Consider the following 21,243-nt stretch of genomic DNA (forward strand, 5'->3'; position numbering starts at 1 on the left):
GGCCGCGTGGCGAAAGCAAAACAATTGATACTTACGTCTTCCCGTCGGGCCGCAGTTCGGGAAATTCCTAAAATGCGACGCCCGCGCGTCGTCCGGCTTTCCAGACCACGCGACATCTTTTCTTGGTGGCACCCCAGAGCAATTCAAATCGGTTTGGCAGAACGACGGATGGCGAAACTTCCAGACAGGCACCTCCCGGTGCATAATCGATAATCGTGCAATCTATGATCGGCGCCCGCGGCGCGACAATGATCTTCGCGACCTTGGACACCTGCCCGCTTGGCCGGACCCGGGCAAATCGGCGCGGATGAATCATCTGAGTCCTCAATCACAGATGCGAACTTCTACTGAATGATAACCGGCATTCCATAATGTCCGTTTAATGCAAAAGCAGTAGGCGGCCCTCGCGTCGAGTCGGTTAGCCGACATACGCTGGGCGAAAAGCGACAACGTTCCGCAAGCTGTGGCGGAAAACGAGCGCTGGCAGTATTGGATAACCTAAAAAACAACCGACGCGTGCAAGGCTGCTGCGCGCTCAAACGATCCGCGAACTCTTGTTGCCCCAGTAGCGGTCGCGCAACAGCCTCTTGTAGAGCTTGCCGGTCGGCAGCCGCGGCAGTTCGTCCTCGAAGTCGATCGAGCGCGGCACCTTCTGGCGCGACAGCGACTGGCTGCAGAACAGGATCAGTTCCTCGGCGAGCGCGGCGCAGGGCTCGATCCCCGGCATCGGCTGCACCACCGCTTTGACCTCCTCGCCGAGATCGGCGTTGGGTACGCCGAACACGGCGGCGTCCGCGATCTTGGGATGGGTGATCAGCAGGTTCTCGCATTCCTGCGGGTAGATGTTGACGCCGCCGGAGATGATCATGAAGGTCGCGCGGTCGGTCAGATAGAGATAGCCGTCATGGTCGACATAGCCGACGTCGCCGACCGTGCTCATGCTGCCGTCCGGCGAACGTGCCTCCCTGGTCTTGTTCGGGTCGTTGAAATATTCGAACGGGCTTGCGGTCTTGAACCAGACCGTGCCCGGCGTGCCCGCGGGGCACGCTTTCATGGACTCATCGAGAATGTGGAGGTCGCCGAGCAGCACCTTGCCGACGGTGCCGCGATGGGCGAGCCATTGCTCGCTGTCACAGGCGGTAAAGCCCAGTGCTTCGGTGGCGCCGTAATATTCGTGGATGACCGGCCCCCACCATCTGATCATGTCGTCCTTTACCGCCGCCGGGCAGGGCGCCGCGGCGTGGACCGCGATTTCCAGCGACGACAGGTCGTAGCGGGCTCGCGTTGGCTCCGGCAGTTTCAGCATGCGCGAGAACATCGTCGGCACCAGCTGGCTGTGGCTGATGCCCCATTTCTCGACCAGCTCGAGGTAACGCTCGGGATCGAAATGCTCCATGATGATGACGGTGCCGCCCTCGCGGATCGCGAGATTGACGGCGGCCTGCGGCGCCGAGTGATAGAGCGGTGCCGGCGACAGATAGATCATGCCCTCGCGATACCGCCAGAGCTTCCGCAGGAACTCGAAGATCGGCAATTGCTGGGTCGACGACTGCTCCGGCAGCGGTCGCAGGATACCCTTCGGCCGTCCGGTCGTGCCCGACGAATAAAGCATCGCGGTGCCGATGCACTCGTCCGGTATCGGCGTCCGGGGCAGCCCGCGCGTCGCCTCCCGCAGGCCGACGATGCGCTCGCTTTCGCCTTCGCCGTCGGCGACGATGCAGAGTTCGACGTTGGGGCATTCCCTGAGAGCCTCGCGAGCGACGTCGAGTTTGGCGACTGACGTGATGAGGACACGCGAACAACTGTTATTGACGATGTAGGCGAGCTCGCCCGGCGTCAGGTACGAATTGACGCAGGTGTAATAGAGCCCGGCCCGCTCGCCCGCGCCGCAGGCTTCGAGATAGCGGCTGTTGTTCTCCATGAAGATCGCATAATGGTCGAGCCGCTTCAGTCCGAGCTTGCGCAACAGATGCGCCAGGCGATTGCTGCGCGCCTCCAGCTCGCGATAGGTCACGGCCTCGCCGGTGGCGGCCATGATGAAGGCGGGCTGCAGCGGACGCAGATGAGCATGCTTGCCGGTATACATCGTGTCTCCCATTCCCTCATGCGGCCAGAAGCAGAATTTCGCGCACCTGCGCCGGCGTATCGATCCTGCGCGGATTGCGCGGTATCCATGGCGTTGCCATCGCCAGTTCCGCGATGCGGTCGAAATGTTCGGGACCGATGCGGACGTCGTGCAGGCTGCGCGGCATGCCGAGGTTGTGGATGAAATCATCCAGCACATCGGCGGCGTCCTTGCCGGGCTCCCCCATCGCGGCGGCGACCAGCGCCTGCCGCTCGGCATCGTCCTGCCGGTTCCAGCGCAGCACCGATGGCAACATCACGCAGGAGGTATAGCCGTGCGGCACGTCGTAGACCGCGCCGAGCACATAGCCGATGCCGTGGCTCGCGCCCATCGGCACGCCCGACGACAGCGGCCCCATCGAAAGCCAGGTGCCGATCTGGCAATCCATCCTGGCGTCGAGATCATCGGGACTTGCCTTCACGCGCGGCAGCGCCTGCGCCAGCATCGACAACCCCTTGACCGCCTGCGCGTCGGCAAAAGGATGCGCCTCGCGCGAGCACAGGCCTTCGACGCAATGATCGACGGCGCGGATGCCGGTCGAAAGCCACAGCCATTGCGGCGTGTGCACGGTCACCGCGGGGTCGAGGATGGCCGCGCGCGGCATCACGAGGTCATGGCGCAGCATTTCCTTGACTTTGGTGCGGAGGTTGGTGACGCCGGCGATCGCGCTGAACTCGCCGCCGGCAATCGTCGTCGGCACGCTGATCTGGCGCACCAATGGCGCGTTCATGTCGGGCGCGACGCCCTTGACCGCGCGAATCCGGTCGATGTCGTCGGTGGTGCGAACGTCGTTGGCAAGGCAGAGCTGCACGGCCTTGGCGCCGTCGGTGATGGAGCCGCCGCCGACGGTGACGATAAGATCGGCATTCGCGTCGCGCGCCTGCCCGGCGGCGGCGACGACGGCCTCGCGCGGGGTATGCGGCGGCATGGCATCGAAGGTCCCGACGCAACGGGGCCCAAGTGCGTTTCGGATCTTTTCGATCTCGCCGGTGGTTCGGTTAAGCGTGCCGCTGACCATCAGGAAGGCGCGGCTCGAGCGCAGACGCTCCATCTGCCCCACGATCACGTCGGCGGCCGGTCGGCCGAACACGACCTCCTCCATGGCGCCGAAAACGACACGCCCCCTGTGCACGACGATTGTCCTCCCCGGACATTTTGGTCTTGTTGCCGCGTTGCGGACAATCTAGCGGAGGTCCGGCGCCGATGGGAACCGTAAAAATCGCGCGCGACGGTCGGCGGACAAGAGGCTCTCCAAAATGGGGCTGAGATCGCCAGCCGGGCGGCATGTCCTGCGTGAAATCGCGGCTCGGCACCCGAACCGCAGACACATGGTCAGCGCGGGTTATGCGACCAGAAGTCCCGCAACGTCGGCAATCCCGACCTGGCGCTCCGAGAAGATGATTTCCGCGGCCGCATCCTCCCAGCCGCCGGCCTGGGGCTCGAGCGGATCCTGAGCGCTCAGCCGATGTTCGAGAACCAGCCGCGCGTACAGCGCGCGGCGCGCGTCCGAGCCCGGCCGGGAGGCTTCCCACATCATCAGGATGGCGCTGGCGACGTGATAGAGACTTGATGCCGCCTGCCGCGCGCTCGCTTCCAGCGAAGGCTCCGCGGCGACGCGCTCGGCAAATGCGAGCGAGCGGTCGAGCGCCAGGCGAAGGCGATCGCGGAACGAAGCCGGCACGCCGGTCGCGTTGTCGAGCAATTTGGTGAGCGCGGTTCCCAGCGCGCGGTGGGCGCGGCTCTTGCCGACCGCGCGGCTGACGATATCGAGCGCGTTGATGTTGCTGGTGCCTTCCCAGAGCACGCCGATATGGGCATCGCGGATCAGTCGCGGATTCACCCATTCCTCGATGTAGCCGTTGCCGCCGCGCACTTCCATGGCGCCGGTCGCCACCGGAACGTTGTCGCGGCAGGCGCGGAATTTCAACAGCGGCGTGAGAATCCGCAAGGCGTTCTCCGCTTCCTTCGAGCCGGCATTGGCGCGGTCCATGGCGCTCGCCGCAAACAGGAACATCGAAAGCGACTGTTCCGACGGCAGCGCGATCTTCAGCAACTGGCGGCGAAGCAGGGGAAATTCGATGATGGTCTTGCCGAACGCCATCCGGCCGTGCGCGCAGGCCATCGCCTCGTTGACGCAGCGCCGCATCATGGCCGCCGCCCGGACACCGTGCGAAAGCCGCGACAGGTTGACCTGCTCCATCATCTGCTTCAGCCCGCGATCGATGTCGCCGACCAGATAGGCGACGGCGCCTTCCAGCAGGATCTCGCCCGATGCCATCGAGCGGGTGCCGAGTTTGTCCTTGAGCCGGGCGATGCGGTAGGCGTTGCGGCGGCCGTCCTTCAGCCGTCGCGGCAAGGCAAACAAAGCGAGCCCCCTGGTGCCGCTTGCGGCACCTTCCGGGCGCGCCAGCAGCAGGGCTATGTCGGCGTCGGCGTGCGAGCAAAACCATTTGTCGCCGTAGAGCCGCCATACCCCGTCCTCGCAGCGGGCCGTTGTTTCGATCGCGCCGACGTCGGAGCCGCCGGCGCGTTCGGTCATGAACTGCGTGCCCTTCCACTGCACGGCCGGGTCAGCCGACAGCATTTTCGGCAGCAGATAATCCTTCAGTTCCGCGCTGGCGAATTTGCGGATCAGATGGATCGATGTGTCGGTGACGCTGATCGGACACATCAGTCCGAACTCGGCCTGCACAAACAGATATTGCAGCGCATATTTGGCGACCGCGGGCAGCGGCCGGTCCATGCCGAGGGCGCCCGAGCGATGGCTCATGGCGTGAAACTGGAAATCGGCGAAGGCGATTTTTTCCATGTCGCGGTAGGACGAATGGTAGTCGATCCAGTCCTCGTCGCGGCCGAAGCGGTCCCGGGCATTGAGAACCGGCGGATGCTTGTCGGCGACCCGCGCCAGTTCGTCCAGCCGGCCGCCCGCCAACTCGCCCAGACGATGAAAATGCGGCTCCAGCCGCCGAAAATCCTCCGGCTGCAGGTATAATCGAAGCAGATCGCGCAAACCCCGATCAACGGCGTAAAAATTCTGTCCTGCGCAATCCGGCGCGATGCGATCGGGGCCGCGGCCCTTCGTCTCGGCGTCGGCGAACGATTGGTGAGAGAGAGGCGCGTGCATGTCTGACCTCGTGTGACGGATCGTTCGGCCGGGATTTTCGCGATAATGCCTGCACTTCGGCGCGGGGTCGAGAGCCAACCGCACGGCGGAGGAGGCACGCCGGCCGCGGCATTTGCGCTGACGGCCCGTCTTGGTGCGCCATGGGCTCTGGCACCGAAACGGGGTTAGGCAACGCCACAAGGTGCAAAATCGGGTGCCGATCCGAATTGGACAGCTCGGTTGTCATGTCTTCCGGTTATCATTGCTGATGAATGCGAGAAGGGATGGGAGGCGTCTGCACTCAACCCGGCCAGAAGGCTAGCTCGCGCCAAATGCGCAACACGGTATTAATGGCCCAATCCAGAAATTGCCTGTGCGCACGGGGGCGTGGGCCGCTCGCGCCTGACGCCTACCGAATTTCCTTGATCTCGCCCGGTTCTTGCACAGACTGGGGATCAATCGGATAGGCGCGGCAAGCGCGGGGGAGAACGAAGTGAGAATGAGCGGGAGATCGGTGCGTTTGGCGCCCACACTTCGGGTCTTGAGGCCGCTGATCGTCCTGCTTGCGGTCGCGCTGTCCGGCTGCGGCGAAAAGCCGCCGCAACAGGCGGCCGGCGCGCCGCCGGTCACGGTCGCGCAGCCCACCAAACGCACCGTCACCGATTGGGACGAGTTCACCGGCCGCTTCGAGGCGATCGAGGAGGTGCAGGTCAAGGCGCGCGTCGGCGGATTTGTGACTAATGTCGAGTTCAAGGACGGCGACATGGTCCATGCCGGCGACCTGCTCTACATCATCGATCCCCGCCCCTTCGAGGCGGTATCGACGCAGGCCGATGGCCAGCTTGCGGATGCGCGCGCCAAGATGGAACTCGCCAAGCGCGAGCTCGATCGCGGCCTGAATCTGGTCGTCACCAGTGCCGTCTCCGAGCAGGTCGTCGATCAGCGCAGGCAGGCCTTACAGGCGGCACACGCCGCCGAGACCATCGCCGAAGGCGCGCTGAAGGCGGCCCAGCTCAATGTCGAGTTCACCCATGTGATGGCGCCGATCACGGGCCGGGTGAGCCGTCATCTCGTGAGCATCGGCAATCTTGTGCAGGGCAGCGACAATGGCGCTTCGACCTTACTCACCAGCATCGTCTCGCTTGATCCGATCTACATCTACTTCGACGTGGATGAGGCGACGTATCTGAAGCACAACAAGCTCTGGTTCGAGGGCAAGCGGCCGAGCTCGCGCGACACCCCCAATCCGGTGCAGGTGACGCTGACCGGCGAGACCAAACCCTCGCATGAGGGCCACATGGACTTCCTCGACAACCGGCTCGATGTCTCGACCGGCACGCTGCGCAGCCGCGCGATAATCCCGAACCACGATCTTTCGATCCTGCCCGGACAATTCGGCCGCGTGCGGCTGCTCGGCTCTTCTCCCTACGAGGCGCTGTTGCTTCCTGATACCGCGATTGCGACCGACCAGTCGCGCAAGATCGTGTTCGTGGTGAAGGACGACGACACCGTGGAAGCGCGCACGGTCGAGCTCGGACCGCTGGATGAAGGCCTGCGCGTGATTCGTACGGGCCTGAAGCCGGAAGACCGCGTCATCATCGACGGCATCCAGCGCGCCCGCGTCGGCGCCAAGGTGGCCCCGCACAAGGCCGAGATCGGCGGCAACAAGTCATGAATCTCGGACGTCTCTCCGTCAATCAGCCCATCCTGGCGATGGTGCTGTCGATCGTGCTCCTGATTGTGGGCGCGCTCGCCTACCGGACGCTGCCGGTCGCCGAATATCCCGAAGTGGTGCCGCCGACGGTGGTTGTCACCGCGCAATATCCGGGCGCCTCCGCGCAAACCATCTCCGACACCGTTGCGGCTCCGATCGAGCAGCAGATCAACGGCGTCGAGGACATGCTGTATATGTACAGCCAGGCCACCTCGAACGGCCAGCTCACCATCACCATCACCTTCAAGCTCGGCACCGACCTCGACAAGGCGCAGGTGCTGGTGCAGAACCGCGTCGCGATCGCGCAGCCGCAATTGCCGGATGAAGTGCAACGCAACGGCGTCGTCACCAAGAAGAACTCGCCCGACATCCTGATGGTCGTGTTCATGCTGTCGCCGGACGACAGCCTCGACCAGCTCTACATCTCCAACTACGCGCTGCTGCAGGTTCGCGACCAGTTGCTGCGGCTCGACGGCATCGGCGACATCCAGATTTTCGGCGCGCGCGACTATTCGATGCGGTTGTGGTTCGATCCGGACAAGATCTCGCACCTCGGCATGACCTCGGGCGACGTGATCGCCGCGATCCGTTCTCAGAATTTGCAGATCACCGGCGGTCAGCTTGCGAGCCCGCCAATTGCCGACCGCGCCTTCCAGCCGAACCTGACCTTTACCGGCCGTTTGAAGGACCCATCCCAGTTCGAGGACATTGTCGTCAAGGCGAGCGCGGATGGCCGTACCGTGCGGCTGCGCGATATCGCCCGGATCGAACTCGGCGCGCTCGATTATTCCACCAACAGCTTCGAGCTGCGGAAGACCGCGGTCGCGATGCTTGTGACCCAGCGTCCCGGATCGAATGCGCTTGCGACCGCAAAGGGCATCTCCGACACGATGGTAAAGCTGAAAGCCAGCTTCCCGAGGGGGCTCGACTACGACATCGGCTACAACCCGACCGAGTTCATCCGCCAGTCCATCAGCGAGCTGATCAAGACCATCTATGAAGCGATGGTCCTTGTCGTCATCGTGGTGCTCGTGTTCCTGCAGGGTTGGCGTCCGGCGATCATCCCGATCGTTGCGATCCCGGTATCGCTGGTCGGTACGTTTGCGGCAATGGCGGCGCTTGGCTACGCCATCAACAATCTGACGCTGTTCGGGCTCGTGCTCGCGGTCGGCATCGTGGTCGACGATGCCATCGTTGTGGTCGAGAATGTCGAGCGGCATCTCGAGCACGGCATGAGTCGGCGCGACGCGGCCTTGAAAACCATGGAGGAGGTCGGCGGCGCGCTGGTGTCGATCGCGCTGGTGCTGTGCGCGGTGTTCGTGCCGACCGCGTTTCTGGGGGGAATCACCGGGCAATTCTTCCAGCAATTCGCCGTCACCATCGCGGTTGCGACCGCGATCTCCTGCTTCTGCTCGCTGACGCTGTCGCCGGCACTCGCCTCGCAGATCCTGGTGATGCATGCGGACAAGCGGCCGCCTGCGGCCTGGAATCTGATTGCCCGCGGCTGGGGATGGTTCACCGGACTCTTCAACCGTGGATTCGACTGGCTGTCGAATTTCTATGCGAACCTTGCCGGCTTCGTGATCCGGTACCGCGTCGTGATGCTGCTGGTCTATGTCGTGCTGATCGGCAGCGCCGGATGGCTGCTGGCGACAACGCCGCAAGGTTACATTCCGGCGCAGGATCGCGGCTACGTGATCATATCCGCGCAATTGCCGGGTGCGGCCTCGCTGGCGCGGACCACCCAGATCGTTCGCAGGATTGAGAGCGTCGCGCTCGATACGCCCGGAATCTCTCATATTGCGGTCTTTGCTGGCCTGTCGGGGGCGACCCGCACACAGGCGAGCAACTCGGCGGCGCTGTTTCCGGTGTTCGAAGAGCCGGAAGTGCGTCTCAAGAAGGGTCTGAGCGCACAGGTGATTACGGCGGATCTGCGCAAGCGGCTTGCGGCCATCGAGGGCGCGTTCATCATCGTGATTCCGCCGCCACCGATCCCGGGCATCGGCACCGGCGGCGGCTTCACCATGCGTATCCAGGACCGGCAGGGCCGCGGGCCCGAGCTCTTGGCGGCTGCGACCGACGAGCTTGTCGCCGCGGCGCGCAAGTCGCCGCTTCTCCTCGCCCCTACTGTGTTCTCGCCGTTCTCGGCCAACACGCCACAGGTGTTCGTCGACATCGATCGCGTCAGGGCGCAGAAGCTCGGCGTTCCCATCCAGAACGTCACCGACACCATCGAGACCTATTTCGGCTCGACCTATGTCAACGACTTCAACCTGTTCGGTCGCACCTATCACGTCACCGCGCAGGCCGACCTGCCGTTCCGGAAAGAGCGCGCCGACCTTTCGCGGCTGCGCACCCGCAACGCCAATGGCGATACGGTGATGCTCGGCAGCCTCGTGGACTTCAAGGACGTCTCCGGGCCCGATCGCGTCGCGCGCTACAATCTTTATCCCGCAGCCGAGCTGCAGGGCGAGGGGCTGCCGGGCACGAGCTCGGCGACCGCGATCGCCGCCATGAAGCGGCTTGCCGACAACACGCTGCCGAGCGGTTTTGCTTTTGAATGGACCGACCTGTCCTATCAGCAGACGACCAGCGGCAACGCTGGCCTCGCGGTGTTCCCGATCTGCGTGCTGTTCGTCTATCTGGTGCTGGCCGCGCAATATGGCAGCTGGACCCTGCCCTTTGCCGTCCTCCTGATCGTGCCGATGTGCCTGTTCGCTGCGACCATCGGCGTGCGCATCATGCATCAGGACGTCAACATCCTGACCCAGATCGGCTTCGTGGTGCTGGTTGGCCTGGCGGCCAAGAACGCGATCCTGATCGTCGAGTTCGCGCGCGACATCGAGCTCGAGGGCAAGGAGCGGCTGGAGGCGGTGATCGAGGCCTGCCGCTTGCGGCTTCGGCCGATCCTGATGACCTCGTTCGCCTTCATCCTCGGCGTGCTGCCGCTGGTGGTTTCCACGGGCTCCGGCTCGGAAATGCGTCAGGCGGTCGGCGTCGCCGTGTTTTTCGGCATGCTGGGGGTGACGATGTTCGGGCTGATCTTCACGCCGATCTTCTACATGATCGTCCGCAACCTGGCCGATGGCTCGCGCCGCAAGGTTCCCGCTGCGAAGCACAGCGGGCCATAAAGCCTCCGGTTTCACGCCCTCTGCGCGATTTTGCCCGCCCGAAATAGATGGGCAGGCGCAGGGTTATTAAATATCATGCCCGGAACCGAAACCGTGGGGAGACACCTGTTATGAAGTCGGGATTATTGTCGGCGGCCGTTGCGGCCTGCGGCCTGTTGCTAGCCGCGCCGGTATCGGCGCAGGGCGTCAAGATCGGAATTCTGAACGATCAGTCCGGCGTCTACGCCGACTACGGCGGCAAATGGTCGTTCGAGGCGGCCAAGATGGCAGTCGAGGATTTCGGCGGCAGCGTGCTCGGCCAGAAGATCGAGGTGATCTCCGCCGACCACCAGAACAAGCCGGATCTCGCCACCGCCATCGCGCGGCGCTGGTATGAGGTCGAGGGCGTTGACATGATCACCGAACTGACGACGTCCTCGGTCGCGCTCGCGATTCACGATCTATCGAAGCAGATGAAGAAGATCGACATCGTCGTCGGTGCCGCGACCTCGCGCCTGACCGGCGATGCCTGCCAGCCCTACGGCTTCCACTGGGCCTACGACACCCATGCGCTCGCGGTCGGCACCGGCGGCGCGCTGGTCGAAGCCGGCGGCGACACCTGGTTCTTCATGACCGCCGACTACGCGTTCGGCTATGCGCTGGAAAAAGACACCGGCGACCTGGTCAAGGAAAAAGGCGGCAAGGTCCTGGGCTCGGTCCGCATTCCCCTGAACTCGTCGGATTTTTCCTCCTTCCTGTTGCAGGCGCAGAGCTCGAAGGCGAAGATCATCGGACTGGCCAACGCCGGTCTCGACACCACCAATTCGATCAAGCAGGCGGCGGAATTCGGCATCGTCAAGGGCGGCCAGAAGCTTGCCGGCCTGCTGCTGACGCTGGCCGAAGTCCACGGTCTCGGCCTCGAAGCCGCCCAGGGCCTGGTGCTGACGGAAGGCTATTACTGGGACCGCGACGACAGGAGCCGCGAATTCGCCAATCGTTTCTTTGCCCGCACCGGCCGCATGCCGAACATGATCCAGGCCGGCACCTATTCGGCGACGCTGCAATATCTGAAGGCGGTCAAGGCCGCCAATTCCAAGGACACTGAAGCGGTCGCCGCCAAGCTGAAGGAATTGCCGGTCGACGACATGTTTGCGCAGGGCGGCAAGGTGCTGCCCAATGGCCGCATGGTGCACGACCTCTATCTGTTCGAGGTCAAGAAGCCGTCGGAATCGAAGAAGCCCTGGGACTATTACAAGCAGCTCGCGGTGGTGCCCGGCGACAAGGCGTTCCCTTCCGCCAAGGACTCGGGCTGTCCGCTGACGAAGTGATCGCGGCGGCCGGCGGTTTCGGCTGAACGCACGATAAGAGACGCCGCGCTGTTCCTGCTGATACCAACGGGCCCAAACACTGACTCATTTTTGGGATTCCCAAATCAGGGAAACTCTGACTCGATGCTGGCTCTTTGAGAGGAGCGGCATCGATGGGAGCGGCGATTTCGATCACCCGGTTTGATCTGACGGCTCGGGAACTTCGCAAGGCGGCGAGTGGGGAAAAGGATGGTGCGGTGTCACGGCGGATGCTGGCACTTGCGCTGGTGCTCGACGGCATGGACCGCAAGACGGCGGCCGAAACCTGCGGCATGGATCGACAGACCTTGCGGGACTGGGTGCATCGTTACAACGCCGAGGGACTGGCTGGGCTTCGCAATCTCACACCGCCAGGCCCTGGATCGAAGCTCACGGCACAGCAGCAGGCCGAATTGGCTGAGCTTGTCGAGGCCGGCCCTGATCCGGCGCGGCACGGAGTGGTGCGTTGGCGGCGGATCGATCTGCGCGACGAATTGCAGCGGCGCTTCGGTGTCGCGCTCCACGAGCGTTCGGTCGGGAAGGTTCTGGCCAAGCTCGGTTACCGCAGGCTGTCGGTAAGGCCCCGCCACCCGCAGGCCGACGAAAAAGCCCCGGAGGCGTTTAAAAAAACTTCGCCACGACAGTCACGGCGCAGCTCCCCGACCACGCCAAAGACAAGCCGATCGAAATCTGGTTCCAAGACGAGGCCCGGATCGGCCAGCAGGGCACGCTAACCCGCGTCTGGGCCAAGCGTGGAACGAGGCCCCGCGCCCCGCGCGACCAACGCTACGACTGGGCCTATCTGTTCGGCGCCGCCTGTCCGCAACGTCGCGTCGCCGCAGGCCTGGTCATGCCGGCGGCGAACGCCGAGACCATGTCGCTGCATCTCATCGCCATCGGCCGCATGGTCGCCACAGGTAGCCACGCCGCCCTCGTCCTCGACGGCGCGGGCTATCACATCGCTGCCGCACTCACCATCCCCGACAACGTCACCCTCGTGCACTTGCCGGCCTACGCCCCTGAACTCAATCCAATCGAAAACGTCTGGGAATATCTGCGCGGCAACAAACTCGCGATCACCGTCTTCGACGACTACGACGACATCGTCGATAAAGCCTGCGCAGCATGGAACTTCTTTGAAAAAGATCCAAAGCGCATCGCGTCAATAACCACCCGAACATGGGCAACGGTCAATCCTTAGGGCCGTTGGTATGAGACGGCGCGGCGCAGCTCATGGTTCGAGATGCGCGGCGATGCCGCGCGCCTCACCATGAGGCTCCAAGACCTCATCCTTAAGGAGGCGCCAACGGGTCGCGCGAATGCGCGCCCGATGACAGGCTCCGCACCGTCTCGAAGGATGAAGCCACCGAACTGAAGTCAGGCGAGTTCGCGGTCGGTGCCGAGCCGGACGCTGACGGTTCCAGGCACGGCGTATTCGGCGTGGCTGGAATAGATGACTACCCGATTCGCCAGTTGCGACAAGATCCGCTTCAAGATCCGGGCCGCCTGGTCGAAATCCAGATGCTCGACCGGCTCGTCGAGAACAACGATCGGCGCATCGTTGAGCAGCGCGCGGGCGAGATTGAGCCGCTGCGCCTCGCCGAGCGACAGCATGTCCTGGCTGATCCAGCTGTCGAGCCCGTCGGCGAAACGGCCGTCGAGTTCCACGGCGGCAAGTGCCAGCCAGCACGCTTCGTCGGTGGCGGTGGCTGCGAAGAGATTTTCGCGAACCGTATCGGACAGGATCGCGGCATCGTGCAGGCAAAGATGCGACGCCGCGCGACGGTAGGCGCCGAGCATTACGAGCCCGTCGCCGACAAACTGGCCATTGTTGTCGGCGCCGATCCAGCCGGCGATCTGTTTGAGCAATGTCGTTTTTCCGGTGCCGCTGGCGCCGACCAGCGCCGTCGGACGGCCGGCGCCGAAATTCAGATTGATCGGCCGGCCGAGGCTGCGACCGTCGGGCGTCTGCCGTGGCACGTTCTGAAGAGTCAGATTTTGCAGGACTGCCGGTGAGGGCGCTGGCGTTGTCTTCAGCACGGTCGACCAGTCGTCGAGCCCTTCGCGGGCGACGCGCTCGCGGACCCTTCCAAGCACCATCCGCGAGACGCTATGGGCGGTCTCGCCCAGCGCGAGCCAGCCGAACCCGAGGAAGGCCGGAACCAGCAGGGCGCTGTCGCGAGCGCCGGCATGCCAGGCCGCGACCAGCACGCTGAGCGCCGCCAATGGACCAGCGAGCCCGGCCAGCATGTCGAGCATGGCAAGCGCGCGACGCTGGGCAAGGCGGCCTGCTTCCGCATCGCCGAAATAGGTAAAGGCAATGTTCAAGATGTCCGGGAAGGCGCGCTCGGCCTGCAGCGGCACCACCGAGGCCAGCGCCGTCCCCAACAGGCGGCCCGCAGACCGCTGCGAGGATCTCACGCTTCTCCATATCCGATCGACAAACGGCATCAACCGGCGCAGCGTCTCGGCCAACGCCAGCGACAACAAGGCGATCGGCACCAGCGCGAGCGGAGAAAGCCATGCCGTCGCCACCGCAAGCGCGCCAACTCCAGCCACCAAGATGGCGGAGGGCATGCCGACGCGCAGGCGCTCGTAATCGACGTCCTCGACGTCTTCCATATAGTCCGACAGCCGGTCCTGGTTGCCGAGTTGCCAGCCCGCCGCGCGGGTGGAAGGTGCCAGCGCCATCGCGGCGAACAGTTTTGCGCGCCGTTTCACCTGGTCGAGCAGCGCGGCGCGATGGCCGACGACACGTTCGCCATATTTGCCGAGCGTCTTGCTCAGCGCGAACAGCCGCACCAGCGCCGCCGGAATATGAAAATTGAACGCGAGCGCAGCCGGTCCCAATCCTGCCAACGCTACGGCGCCGAGGAACCAAACGGAGATGCCGGTGAGCAGGATTCCGGACGCCGAAGCCACGACGGCCAGCAGGATGGCGAGCCGCCATGGCGATTTGGCGCGCAGCGACGAAGGTGCGGAGACGGCTATCGTCATTGAGGGTGCAATCTGTTGCAGGCTCATGCGGCAACCGCCTGCCCGTCCTGGGATGGAACTCGCAGCACGTGGTGCCGGCCGGCCGCTTCGATCAGCCGCTCGTCATGGGTGGCGACGATGACCAGGCGCCGCTTCGCGATATCGATCAGCATCTGCCGGACCAGTTTCGCCGTCTGCGGATCGAGTTTGGCGGTGGGCTCGTCGGCGAGGACCACGCCGCCGGAAAGCATGATGCGGGCGATGCCGATGCGCATGCGCTGCCCGCCGGAGAGATTGTCGCCGCCCTCCGCGATGCGGGCATCGAGCCCGCCGGGCAGCAGCCGTTCGTCGAGCAGCCCCACATGCGCCGCCGCAGACTGCAGCACCGCGCGCTCATGGCCGCCGCGATTCCAGCCGATGGCTTCGCCCAGCGTGCCCGCCGGCACATAGATATCCGTCGATATCCAGTCGCAGCCCTCCGCGGTTACCTGGAGTAGCGGCTTGAAACCGGGTGGTGGCGTTTCGATTCCGGCCAGCATGCGCAGCAGGGTCGATTTTCCGGCGCCGCTCGGCCCCGAAATGGCAATCAGGCCGGCCGGCGGAAAATCCGCGGCGTCGAACGCGCCGTCAATGGTAAATGGCTTCGCGCCGGCGTCGTCTGCGCCGGTCATTGCCGTGCCGGAGTCATCAAGATACCAGTCCAGCTCCTTGGCCGCTGCCTGTCCTTCCGCCTTGACGTGATACTGCTCGGCATAACGGCGGAACGGCGTGAAGAATTCGGCGGCGATGATCAGGATGAACAGGCTCTGCCAAAGCGCCAGCCCCGAGAATCCGGGGACGTGCATTAGCCCGAGATGGCTGAGACCGAGGAGTACGGCGAGCACCGCGATGGCGATGGCGGAGAAAAAGTCGATGATGCCGGCGTTGAGGAACGCGACCTTGAGCACGGCCATCGTGCTGTCGGCATAGAGCGTCATTCGGGCTTCGATCTTGCCGTGTTCGCGCGGCAAAGCGTGGTTGGCCAAGATGGTCGGCAAGGTCCGGATCCGGTCGGAGAATTGCGCGGCCAGCCGGCCGAAGGCCTTCTCCTGTGCCTCCGCCCTGCTGCGGACGACGCCGCCCAGCAGCACGAAGAAGATGACCATGACCGGAATCGCCAGAAAAAGCGTAATGGCCGCCTCCCATGACACAAGGGCTACCGCCACTGCCGCAAGCGTTGGGCCGATCGCCAGCATCGATTTCGCGACACTATGGCTGATCACCAGGCCAGCCACCGCGCCCGGGTAACGCTGCAGTCCGGCGACCAGCGCGCCGGCGGGCCTGGTGCGTATCCGCACCGGGGATTTTCGGGAGAGTGAATCCTGCAACGCGGCACGCAGCCGATCGACGACGACGTCCTCGGCGCCCGCCGCGGCGAGATCGGCGAGCACGCCGGCTGCGGCCGACAGTGCGAGGCAGGCCAGCGCGCCACTCAGCGCGATGACGTCGAAAGCAGCGTCTTCGATCAGGCGCCCGGCGAACACCGCCAGCGAGCCTGCGAAGCCGATCCGGAACAGCGTCCGCGCGACTTGCCAGCTTAATGTGGTGCGCAGACCCGCCGTGCCGAAATTTCGGGCAAGTCCGAGCGCGGGATCATGGTCGGTTGAATTGTCCGCGAGCGGTGCCGTGGTCGCCCGGTTTCCGCGGCGCTCAGTCCGCTTTCTGTCATTCGATATTCGCATGCGGATTTTCTGCATCGATTTCGGCCGTCGTCCCTTGATCCAGGTCAACAGCGCGGCGCGTCGAAATGGCTAGGTAGGAATGAACCTCTCGAAAGGTGCGTCTGCTATGACCAATTCGCTGCTCGTCGAGCTTTCGCGGCTGCAATTTGCGCTGACCGCGATGTATCACTTCCTGTTCGTGCCGCTGACGCTGGGACTGTCGATCCTCGTGGCCATGATGGAAACCGTCTACGTGATGACGGGCCGAACGATCTGGCGCGACATGACCAAGTTCTGGGGCCTCTTGTTCGGTATCAATTTCGTCCTCGGCGTTGCCACCGGCCTCACCATGGAGTTCGAGTTCGGAATGAACTGGGCCTTCTACTCGCATTATGTCGGCGACATTTTCGGCGCGCCGCTTGCGATCGAGGGGCTGATGGCGTTCTTTTTGGAAGCAACCTTCGTCGGCCTGTTCTTCTTCGGCTGGGACAGGCTGTCGCCGCGCGCGCATCTGGCTGTCACCTGGATGGTCGCGCTCGGCACCAATCTTTCGGCGCTCTGGATCCTGATCGCCAATGGCTGGATGCAGAATCCGGTCGGCGCTGCCTTCAATCCCGATACGATGCGCATGGAGGTGACGGATTTCGCGGCGGTGCTGCTCAACCCGACCGCGCAGGCGAAGTTCGTGCATACGGTGTCCGCAGGCTATGTCTGCGGCGCTGCCTTCGTTTTGGGCATTTCGGCCTTCTACATTCTGCGTGGACGTCACATCGAACTCGCCAAGAGGTCGTTCGTGATCGCGGCGGCCTTCGGCGTCGCGGCCGCTTCGTCGGTCATCGTGCTCGGCGATGAAAGTGGATACACCATCACCGATAACCAGAAGATGAAGCTCGCCGCGATGGAGGCGATGTGGCACACGGAGCCGGCGCCGGCCTCGTTTACCGCCTTCGGCATTCCCGACATGGAGGCGCATGAGACGCATGACGCGATCGAGATACCCTGGCTGATGGGACTGATTGGCACCCGTTCGATCGACGAGCAGATTCCCGGCATTTTCGATCTCGTGAAGAAGGCGGAAGGCAACATCCGCAACGGCCTCGTCGCCTATGACGCGCTCGAGAGGCTCAAGAAGAACCATGCCGACGCGGCGGCCCGCGCGGTGTTCGAGAAGACCCGCGGCGATCTCGGCTACGCGCTGCTGCTGAAGCGTTACCTCGAGAACCCGGCGCTGGCGACGCCGGAACAGATCCGCGATGCGGCGTGGTCGACGGTGCCCAGCGTTCCCTCGATCTTCTTTGCCTTCCGCTTCATGGTGCTGTTCGGCTTCGTGCTGCTGGCGGTGTTCGTGATCTCGCTCTGGTACACGATGCGCGAGACGGAGGCGCCGCGCTGGCTGTTATGGCTCGCGCTCTGCACGTTCCCGCTGCCGTGGCTCGCAGCGGAACTCGGCTGGTTCGTCGCCGAGTTCGGACGGCAGCCCTGGATCATCGACGGCGTGCTGCCGACCTTCCTCGCGACCTCGGAACTCGGCGTCTACAATCTGGTGCTGACCATCATCGGATTCACGGCCGTCTACGCCGTGCTCGCCGTGATCGAATGCACGCTGATGCTCCACGCCATCAAGAAGGGTCCCGACGCGGTGAGCGAGATGGGCTCTTTCGGCACGTTCGCAACCGGTACCGGCGCCATTGCGCCGGCCGAGTGATCCTCAGGTTTGATCAGGGAATACGATCATGATCCAACTTATTTTCGACTACACGACGCTGCGCCTGATCTGGTGGGTGTTGCTCGGCGTCCTGCTGATCGGCTTTGCCGTCACCGATGGCTTCGACATGGGCGTCGGCGCGCTGTTGCCCTTTGTCGCCAAGACCGACATCGAGCGGCGCGTCGCCATCAACACCGTCGGCCCGGTCTGGGAAGGCAATCAGGTCTGGTTCATCCTGGGCGGCGGAGCAATCTTCGCGGCCTGGCCGGCGCTGTATGCGCTGAGCTTTTCCGGCTTCTACCTCGCGATGTTCCTGGTGCTGTTCGCGCTGATCCTGCGTCCGGTCGGCTTCAAGTACCGTTCCAAGCGCGCGAGCGTCGTGTGGCGCCGGAACTGGGACTGGGCGCTGTTCGTCGGCGGCGCCGTTCCGGCCCTGATCTTCGGGGTCGCGGTCGGCAACGCGCTCAGGGGCGTGCCCTTCCATTTCACCGACGAGCTGCGGCCGATCTATGAAGGCAATCTGTTCGGCCTGCTCAATCCGTTGGCGCTGTATTGCGGGCTGGTGTCGCTCTCGATGCTGGTAATGCACGGCGCGGCGTGGCTTTGCTTCAAGTCGGAAGGCCCGGTCGCGGAGCGCGCCGCAGCGTTCGGATCGAAAGCGGCGCTGATCACCGCGGTGCTGTTCGCGGGCGGCGGCCTCCTGATCTGGTTAGGGGCGTTCGGCGACTATCAGGTGACGAGCCCGATCGTGTGGGATGGGCCGTCCAATCCGGTCGGCAAGACGGTGACGCTCAATTCCGCGGCTTGGCTGCAGAATTTCCGCGCCACGCCCTGGCTTGCGATTGTGCCGCTGCTCGGCATCGTCGCGCCGCTGCTGGCGGCGGCGGGTTTTGGCGCACGGCGGTCCGGTCTGACTTTCCTCGCCTCCAAGCTTGCCATCGCCTGCATCATTGCGACCGTCGGGCTGTCGATGTTTCCGATCATCCTGCCGTCGAGCACCAACCCGAATGATTCGCTGACCGTGTTCGACGCCTCGTCGAGCCACGCGACGCTTCGCAACATGCTGATCGCGACCGTGATCTTGCTGCCGATCGTGCTCGCCTATACCGCCTGGGTCTACAAGGTGCTGTGGGGCAAGGTCAGCGCCACGACCATCGAAAGCGCCGGATCGTCGGCCTACTGAACCATAGCGTTTTCAAGCGGAGTGGATTCCCGTTCGCGTAAAGAACGCGTCGAACAAACAAAACGGAGCCCCGGTTCTGATGAATCAGAATTGAGGCTCCGGGAAACCGGAGACAAACGATGTGGTACTTTGCCTGGATCCTCGGCCTCGGACTTGCCGCCGCCGTCGGCGTGCTCAATGCGCTCTGGTACGAACTGCGGACGGTTCGTGAAAAAGACGACACCAGTGCGCCCGCGCTGCGCACGCCCTGATCGCGCCGGCGCATCGCTGCCCGTGTTGATCGGCTAGCCTCTTCTCACGCTGGCGCCGCCGTCCACCGGCAGCGTCACGCCGGTAATGAAGTTGGCTTCGTCGGAGGCGAGGAACAGCGCGGCGTTGGCGACGTCCCAGCCGGTGCCCATCTTCCGGCGCAGCGGCACCTTGGCATCGCGCTCGGCCTCGACCTCGGCGCGGCTCTTCTTGAACTCGCGGGCGCGGGTGTCGACCGCCATCGGCGTGTTCATCAGGCCGGGCAGGATCACGTTGGCGCGGATGCCGTGTTCGGCGTTCTGGTAGGCAAGCTGTTCGGTGAAAGCGATCATCGCCGCCTTGGTCGCCTTATAGGCGACGTAAGGATAGGTGGTGATCGCCGCCATCGACGAGATGTTGATGATGGCGCCGCTTTGCTGCTGCCGCATGATCGGGATCACGTGCTTGGCGGCGAAGATGCAGCTCTTGAGGTTGATCGCCACGCAGCGCTCCAGCGCTTCCTCGGTGAAGTCGAGCAACTCGGCGTCGCCGCCGGAAAGGCTGACGCCGACATTGTTATGCAGGATGTCGATGCGGCCCCAGCGGGTTTTTGCATCTTCCACCATGGCCTTGAGCTCGGCATTTTTGGTGACGTCGGCCTTGAAGGCGGCCGCGGCGCCGCCCTTGGCGCCGATCATGTCGACGGTTTCCTGGGCTGAATCGAGGTGATGATCCACGCACAGCACGCGGGCGCCTTCGCGCGCGAAGGTCAGCGCGGTGGCGCGGCCGTTGCCCATGCCCTCGCCGGGGCTCTGCCCGGCGCCGACGACGATGGCGACACGATCTTTCAAACGCATGTCAGTTCACTCCCGGGATCGGGTACTGTTTGAGTACCTCTTTGTAGGTGGGTTCATTGTCGATCTTCATGGTGGCGAGCACGCGGACCACCGCGCAATAGAAGGCGATGGTGAGCACGAGATCGGTCATGTGCTCGTCGGAGAGCTCCTTCTTGATTTCCGTGAAGGTTAATTCCGACATCGCGAGCTCGCGCACCATCTCGCGGGCGCCCTTCAGGATCGCCTTGGCCAGCGGCTCGAGGCCCGAGGGCCTGCCCTCGGTCTCCGCCATCAGCGCCTCGATATCGGCGTCGGTGACGCCGAATTCCTTGCCGATCTTCACATGATGGGTGAATTCATATTCCGACCTCTCCATCCAGCCGACCTGCAGGATCGCGAGCTCACGCAGGCGCGGGTCGAGCTTGCTCTTGAAGCGGATGTAGCCGCCGACGCCGTTGAAGGCGCGCGCCATGTCGGGCGAATTGACCAGCAGTTTGTGCAGATTGGTGTTGCGCTGGAGCATGTCGCGATATTCGGGCGCGATCTGGTCGGCCTCGAGATAGGGCAGGCGGGCCATCTTGTTCGTTCTCCCCTTTATGCAATCCGTGACCTGATAAATTCGCGCCTTCCGCGGTGTTGCCGTCGTTTTTCGTGACTGCGAGCCAACGGGTCGGCGCGAAGCGCCACCCGATGATAAACTCCGCGAAGCAATCGATGCTGTAACATCGGGAAAGAATGGATTGCTTCGTCGCGGAGCCTGTCATCGGGCGCATTCGCGCGACCCGTTGGCTCCTCGCAATGACGTGAAAACGTCAGGCATGAATGAGGCGCCAGACGATGGCACCGAGCGCGCCCAGCCAGAGCACGCCGGCCGCCAGCGCCTGAATGCCAAATCCCCGGCTGCGCTTTTCGGCGGCTTGTGAATAGCCGGTCAGATAGAGAGCGCGGCCGACGATCCAGACGAGGCCGATGGCCGCGGCAATGGGATCGCTGATGTAGATCGCGAACAGCCAGAGCGAGGGCAGGAAGATCGGCATCCATTCCAGCGTGTTCATCTGCACGCGAAATACCCGCTCGAAATCGGGATTGCCGGTGATGGCCGGCGCCTTGATGCCGAACGCCGCGCGCGCCTTCGCCACCTGAATGCACGTGAAGAAATAGAGCGCGATGGCAAGACAGGTGACGAGTGCGGTGAAATGAAACATTGTTGGAATCCC

Annotated in this window: 16 protein-coding genes; 7 read left to right on the forward strand and 9 right to left on the reverse strand. The window is 63.9% G+C overall.

What is annotated here, in order from left to right; all coding sequences use genetic code 11:
* Positions 1–67: 67 nt before the first annotated feature.
* From B5525_RS46240 to B5525_RS12995, 4 genes are all read right to left on the reverse strand, one after another.
* The gene (locus B5525_RS46240) at positions 68–316 is read right to left on the reverse strand and encodes a pilus assembly protein PilZ (protein WP_079566362.1); all 249 of its coding nucleotides are present in this window, start codon (positions 314–316) and stop codon (positions 68–70) included.
* A 219-nt stretch (positions 317–535) separates the two neighbouring features.
* A complete protein-coding gene (locus B5525_RS12985; protein WP_079566363.1) occupies positions 536–2,086 on the reverse strand; it encodes an AMP-binding protein in 1,551 nt (516 codons plus the stop codon).
* 16 nt (positions 2,087–2,102) lie between these two features.
* Complete coding sequence (locus B5525_RS12990; RefSeq protein ID WP_079566364.1) at positions 2,103–3,257, reverse strand: iron-containing alcohol dehydrogenase; 1,155 nt, start codon at positions 3,255–3,257, stop codon at positions 2,103–2,105.
* 210 nt (positions 3,258–3,467) lie between these two features.
* The gene (locus tag B5525_RS12995; RefSeq protein ID WP_079566365.1) at positions 3,468–5,249 is read right to left on the reverse strand and encodes an acyl-CoA dehydrogenase family protein; all 1,782 of its coding nucleotides are present in this window, start codon (positions 5,247–5,249) and stop codon (positions 3,468–3,470) included.
* Between the two features lie 478 nt (positions 5,250–5,727).
* Between B5525_RS12995 and B5525_RS13000 the strand changes: the two genes are divergently transcribed.
* The 4 genes from B5525_RS13000 (at position 5,728) to B5525_RS13015 (ending at position 12,599) form a co-directional block, all read left to right on the forward strand.
* Complete coding sequence (locus tag B5525_RS13000) at positions 5,728–6,903, forward strand: efflux RND transporter periplasmic adaptor subunit (protein WP_079566366.1); 1,176 nt, start codon at positions 5,728–5,730, stop codon at positions 6,901–6,903.
* Positions 6,900–10,073 (forward strand): efflux RND transporter permease subunit, encoded by a 3,174-nt coding sequence (locus tag B5525_RS13005; protein WP_079566367.1) that lies wholly within the window; start codon positions 6,900–6,902, stop codon positions 10,071–10,073. The genes B5525_RS13000 and B5525_RS13005 overlap by 4 nt, the downstream gene beginning before the upstream one ends.
* Positions 10,074–10,183: 110 nt before the next feature.
* Positions 10,184–11,380 (forward strand): ABC transporter substrate-binding protein, encoded by a 1,197-nt coding sequence (locus tag B5525_RS13010; RefSeq protein ID WP_079566368.1) that lies wholly within the window; start codon positions 10,184–10,186, stop codon positions 11,378–11,380.
* A gap of 152 nt (positions 11,381–11,532) precedes the next feature.
* Positions 11,533–12,599 (forward strand): IS630 family transposase gene (locus B5525_RS13015; RefSeq protein WP_154073183.1). Its coding sequence is split into 2 segments (ribosomal slippage): positions 11,533–12,022 and positions 12,022–12,599, totalling 1,068 coding nucleotides; the frame shifts between segments, so codons are not numbered across the junction.
* 176 nt (positions 12,600–12,775) lie between these two features.
* On the opposite strand, the gene B5525_RS13020 is transcribed toward B5525_RS13015, so the two are convergent.
* Positions 12,776–14,422, reverse strand: coding sequence for an ATP-binding cassette domain-containing protein (locus tag B5525_RS13020; protein WP_244567888.1), 1,647 nt, complete (start codon positions 14,420–14,422; stop codon positions 12,776–12,778).
* Positions 14,419–16,095, reverse strand: coding sequence for an ATP-binding cassette domain-containing protein (locus B5525_RS13025; RefSeq protein ID WP_172899865.1), 1,677 nt, complete (start codon positions 16,093–16,095; stop codon positions 14,419–14,421). The genes B5525_RS13020 and B5525_RS13025 overlap by 4 nt, the downstream gene beginning before the upstream one ends.
* A 106-nt stretch (positions 16,096–16,201) precedes the next feature.
* Between B5525_RS13025 and B5525_RS13030 the strand changes: the two genes are divergently transcribed.
* The 3 genes from B5525_RS13030 (at position 16,202) to cydX (ending at position 19,213) form a co-directional block, all read left to right on the forward strand.
* Positions 16,202–17,779, forward strand: a complete 1,578-nt coding sequence (locus tag B5525_RS13030) for a cytochrome ubiquinol oxidase subunit I (protein WP_079566370.1) — start codon at positions 16,202–16,204, stop codon at positions 17,777–17,779.
* 25 nt (positions 17,780–17,804) lie between these two features.
* Positions 17,805–18,962 (forward strand): cytochrome d ubiquinol oxidase subunit II, encoded by a 1,158-nt coding sequence (gene cydB / locus B5525_RS13035; protein ID WP_172900105.1) that lies wholly within the window; start codon positions 17,805–17,807, stop codon positions 18,960–18,962.
* Positions 18,963–19,081: 119 nt separating this feature from the next.
* Positions 19,082–19,213 carry a cytochrome bd-I oxidase subunit CydX gene (gene cydX, locus B5525_RS13040; protein ID WP_079566372.1) on the forward strand — a complete coding sequence of 44 codons (132 nt, stop codon included), beginning with the start codon at positions 19,082–19,084 and terminating at the stop codon, positions 19,211–19,213.
* Between the two features lie 33 nt (positions 19,214–19,246).
* On the opposite strand, the gene B5525_RS13045 is transcribed toward cydX, so the two are convergent.
* The 3 genes from B5525_RS13045 to B5525_RS13055 form a co-directional block, all read right to left on the reverse strand.
* Entirely contained in the window at positions 19,247–20,047 is an 801-nt protein-coding gene (locus B5525_RS13045; protein ID WP_079566373.1) for an SDR family NAD(P)-dependent oxidoreductase, read from the reverse strand.
* 1 nt (position 20,048) lies between these two features.
* Positions 20,049–20,603 carry a carboxymuconolactone decarboxylase family protein gene (locus B5525_RS13050; protein WP_079566374.1) on the reverse strand — a complete coding sequence of 185 codons (555 nt, stop codon included), beginning with the start codon at positions 20,601–20,603 and terminating at the stop codon, positions 20,049–20,051.
* Positions 20,604–20,838: 235 nt separating this feature from the next.
* Positions 20,839–21,231, reverse strand: coding sequence for an MAPEG family protein (locus B5525_RS13055; protein WP_079566375.1), 393 nt, complete (start codon positions 21,229–21,231; stop codon positions 20,839–20,841).
* Positions 21,232–21,243 lie beyond the last annotated feature (12 nt).

It is taken from the genome of Bradyrhizobium erythrophlei, assembly GCF_900129505.1.
Classification (GTDB): domain Bacteria; phylum Pseudomonadota; class Alphaproteobacteria; order Rhizobiales; family Xanthobacteraceae; genus Bradyrhizobium; species Bradyrhizobium erythrophlei_D.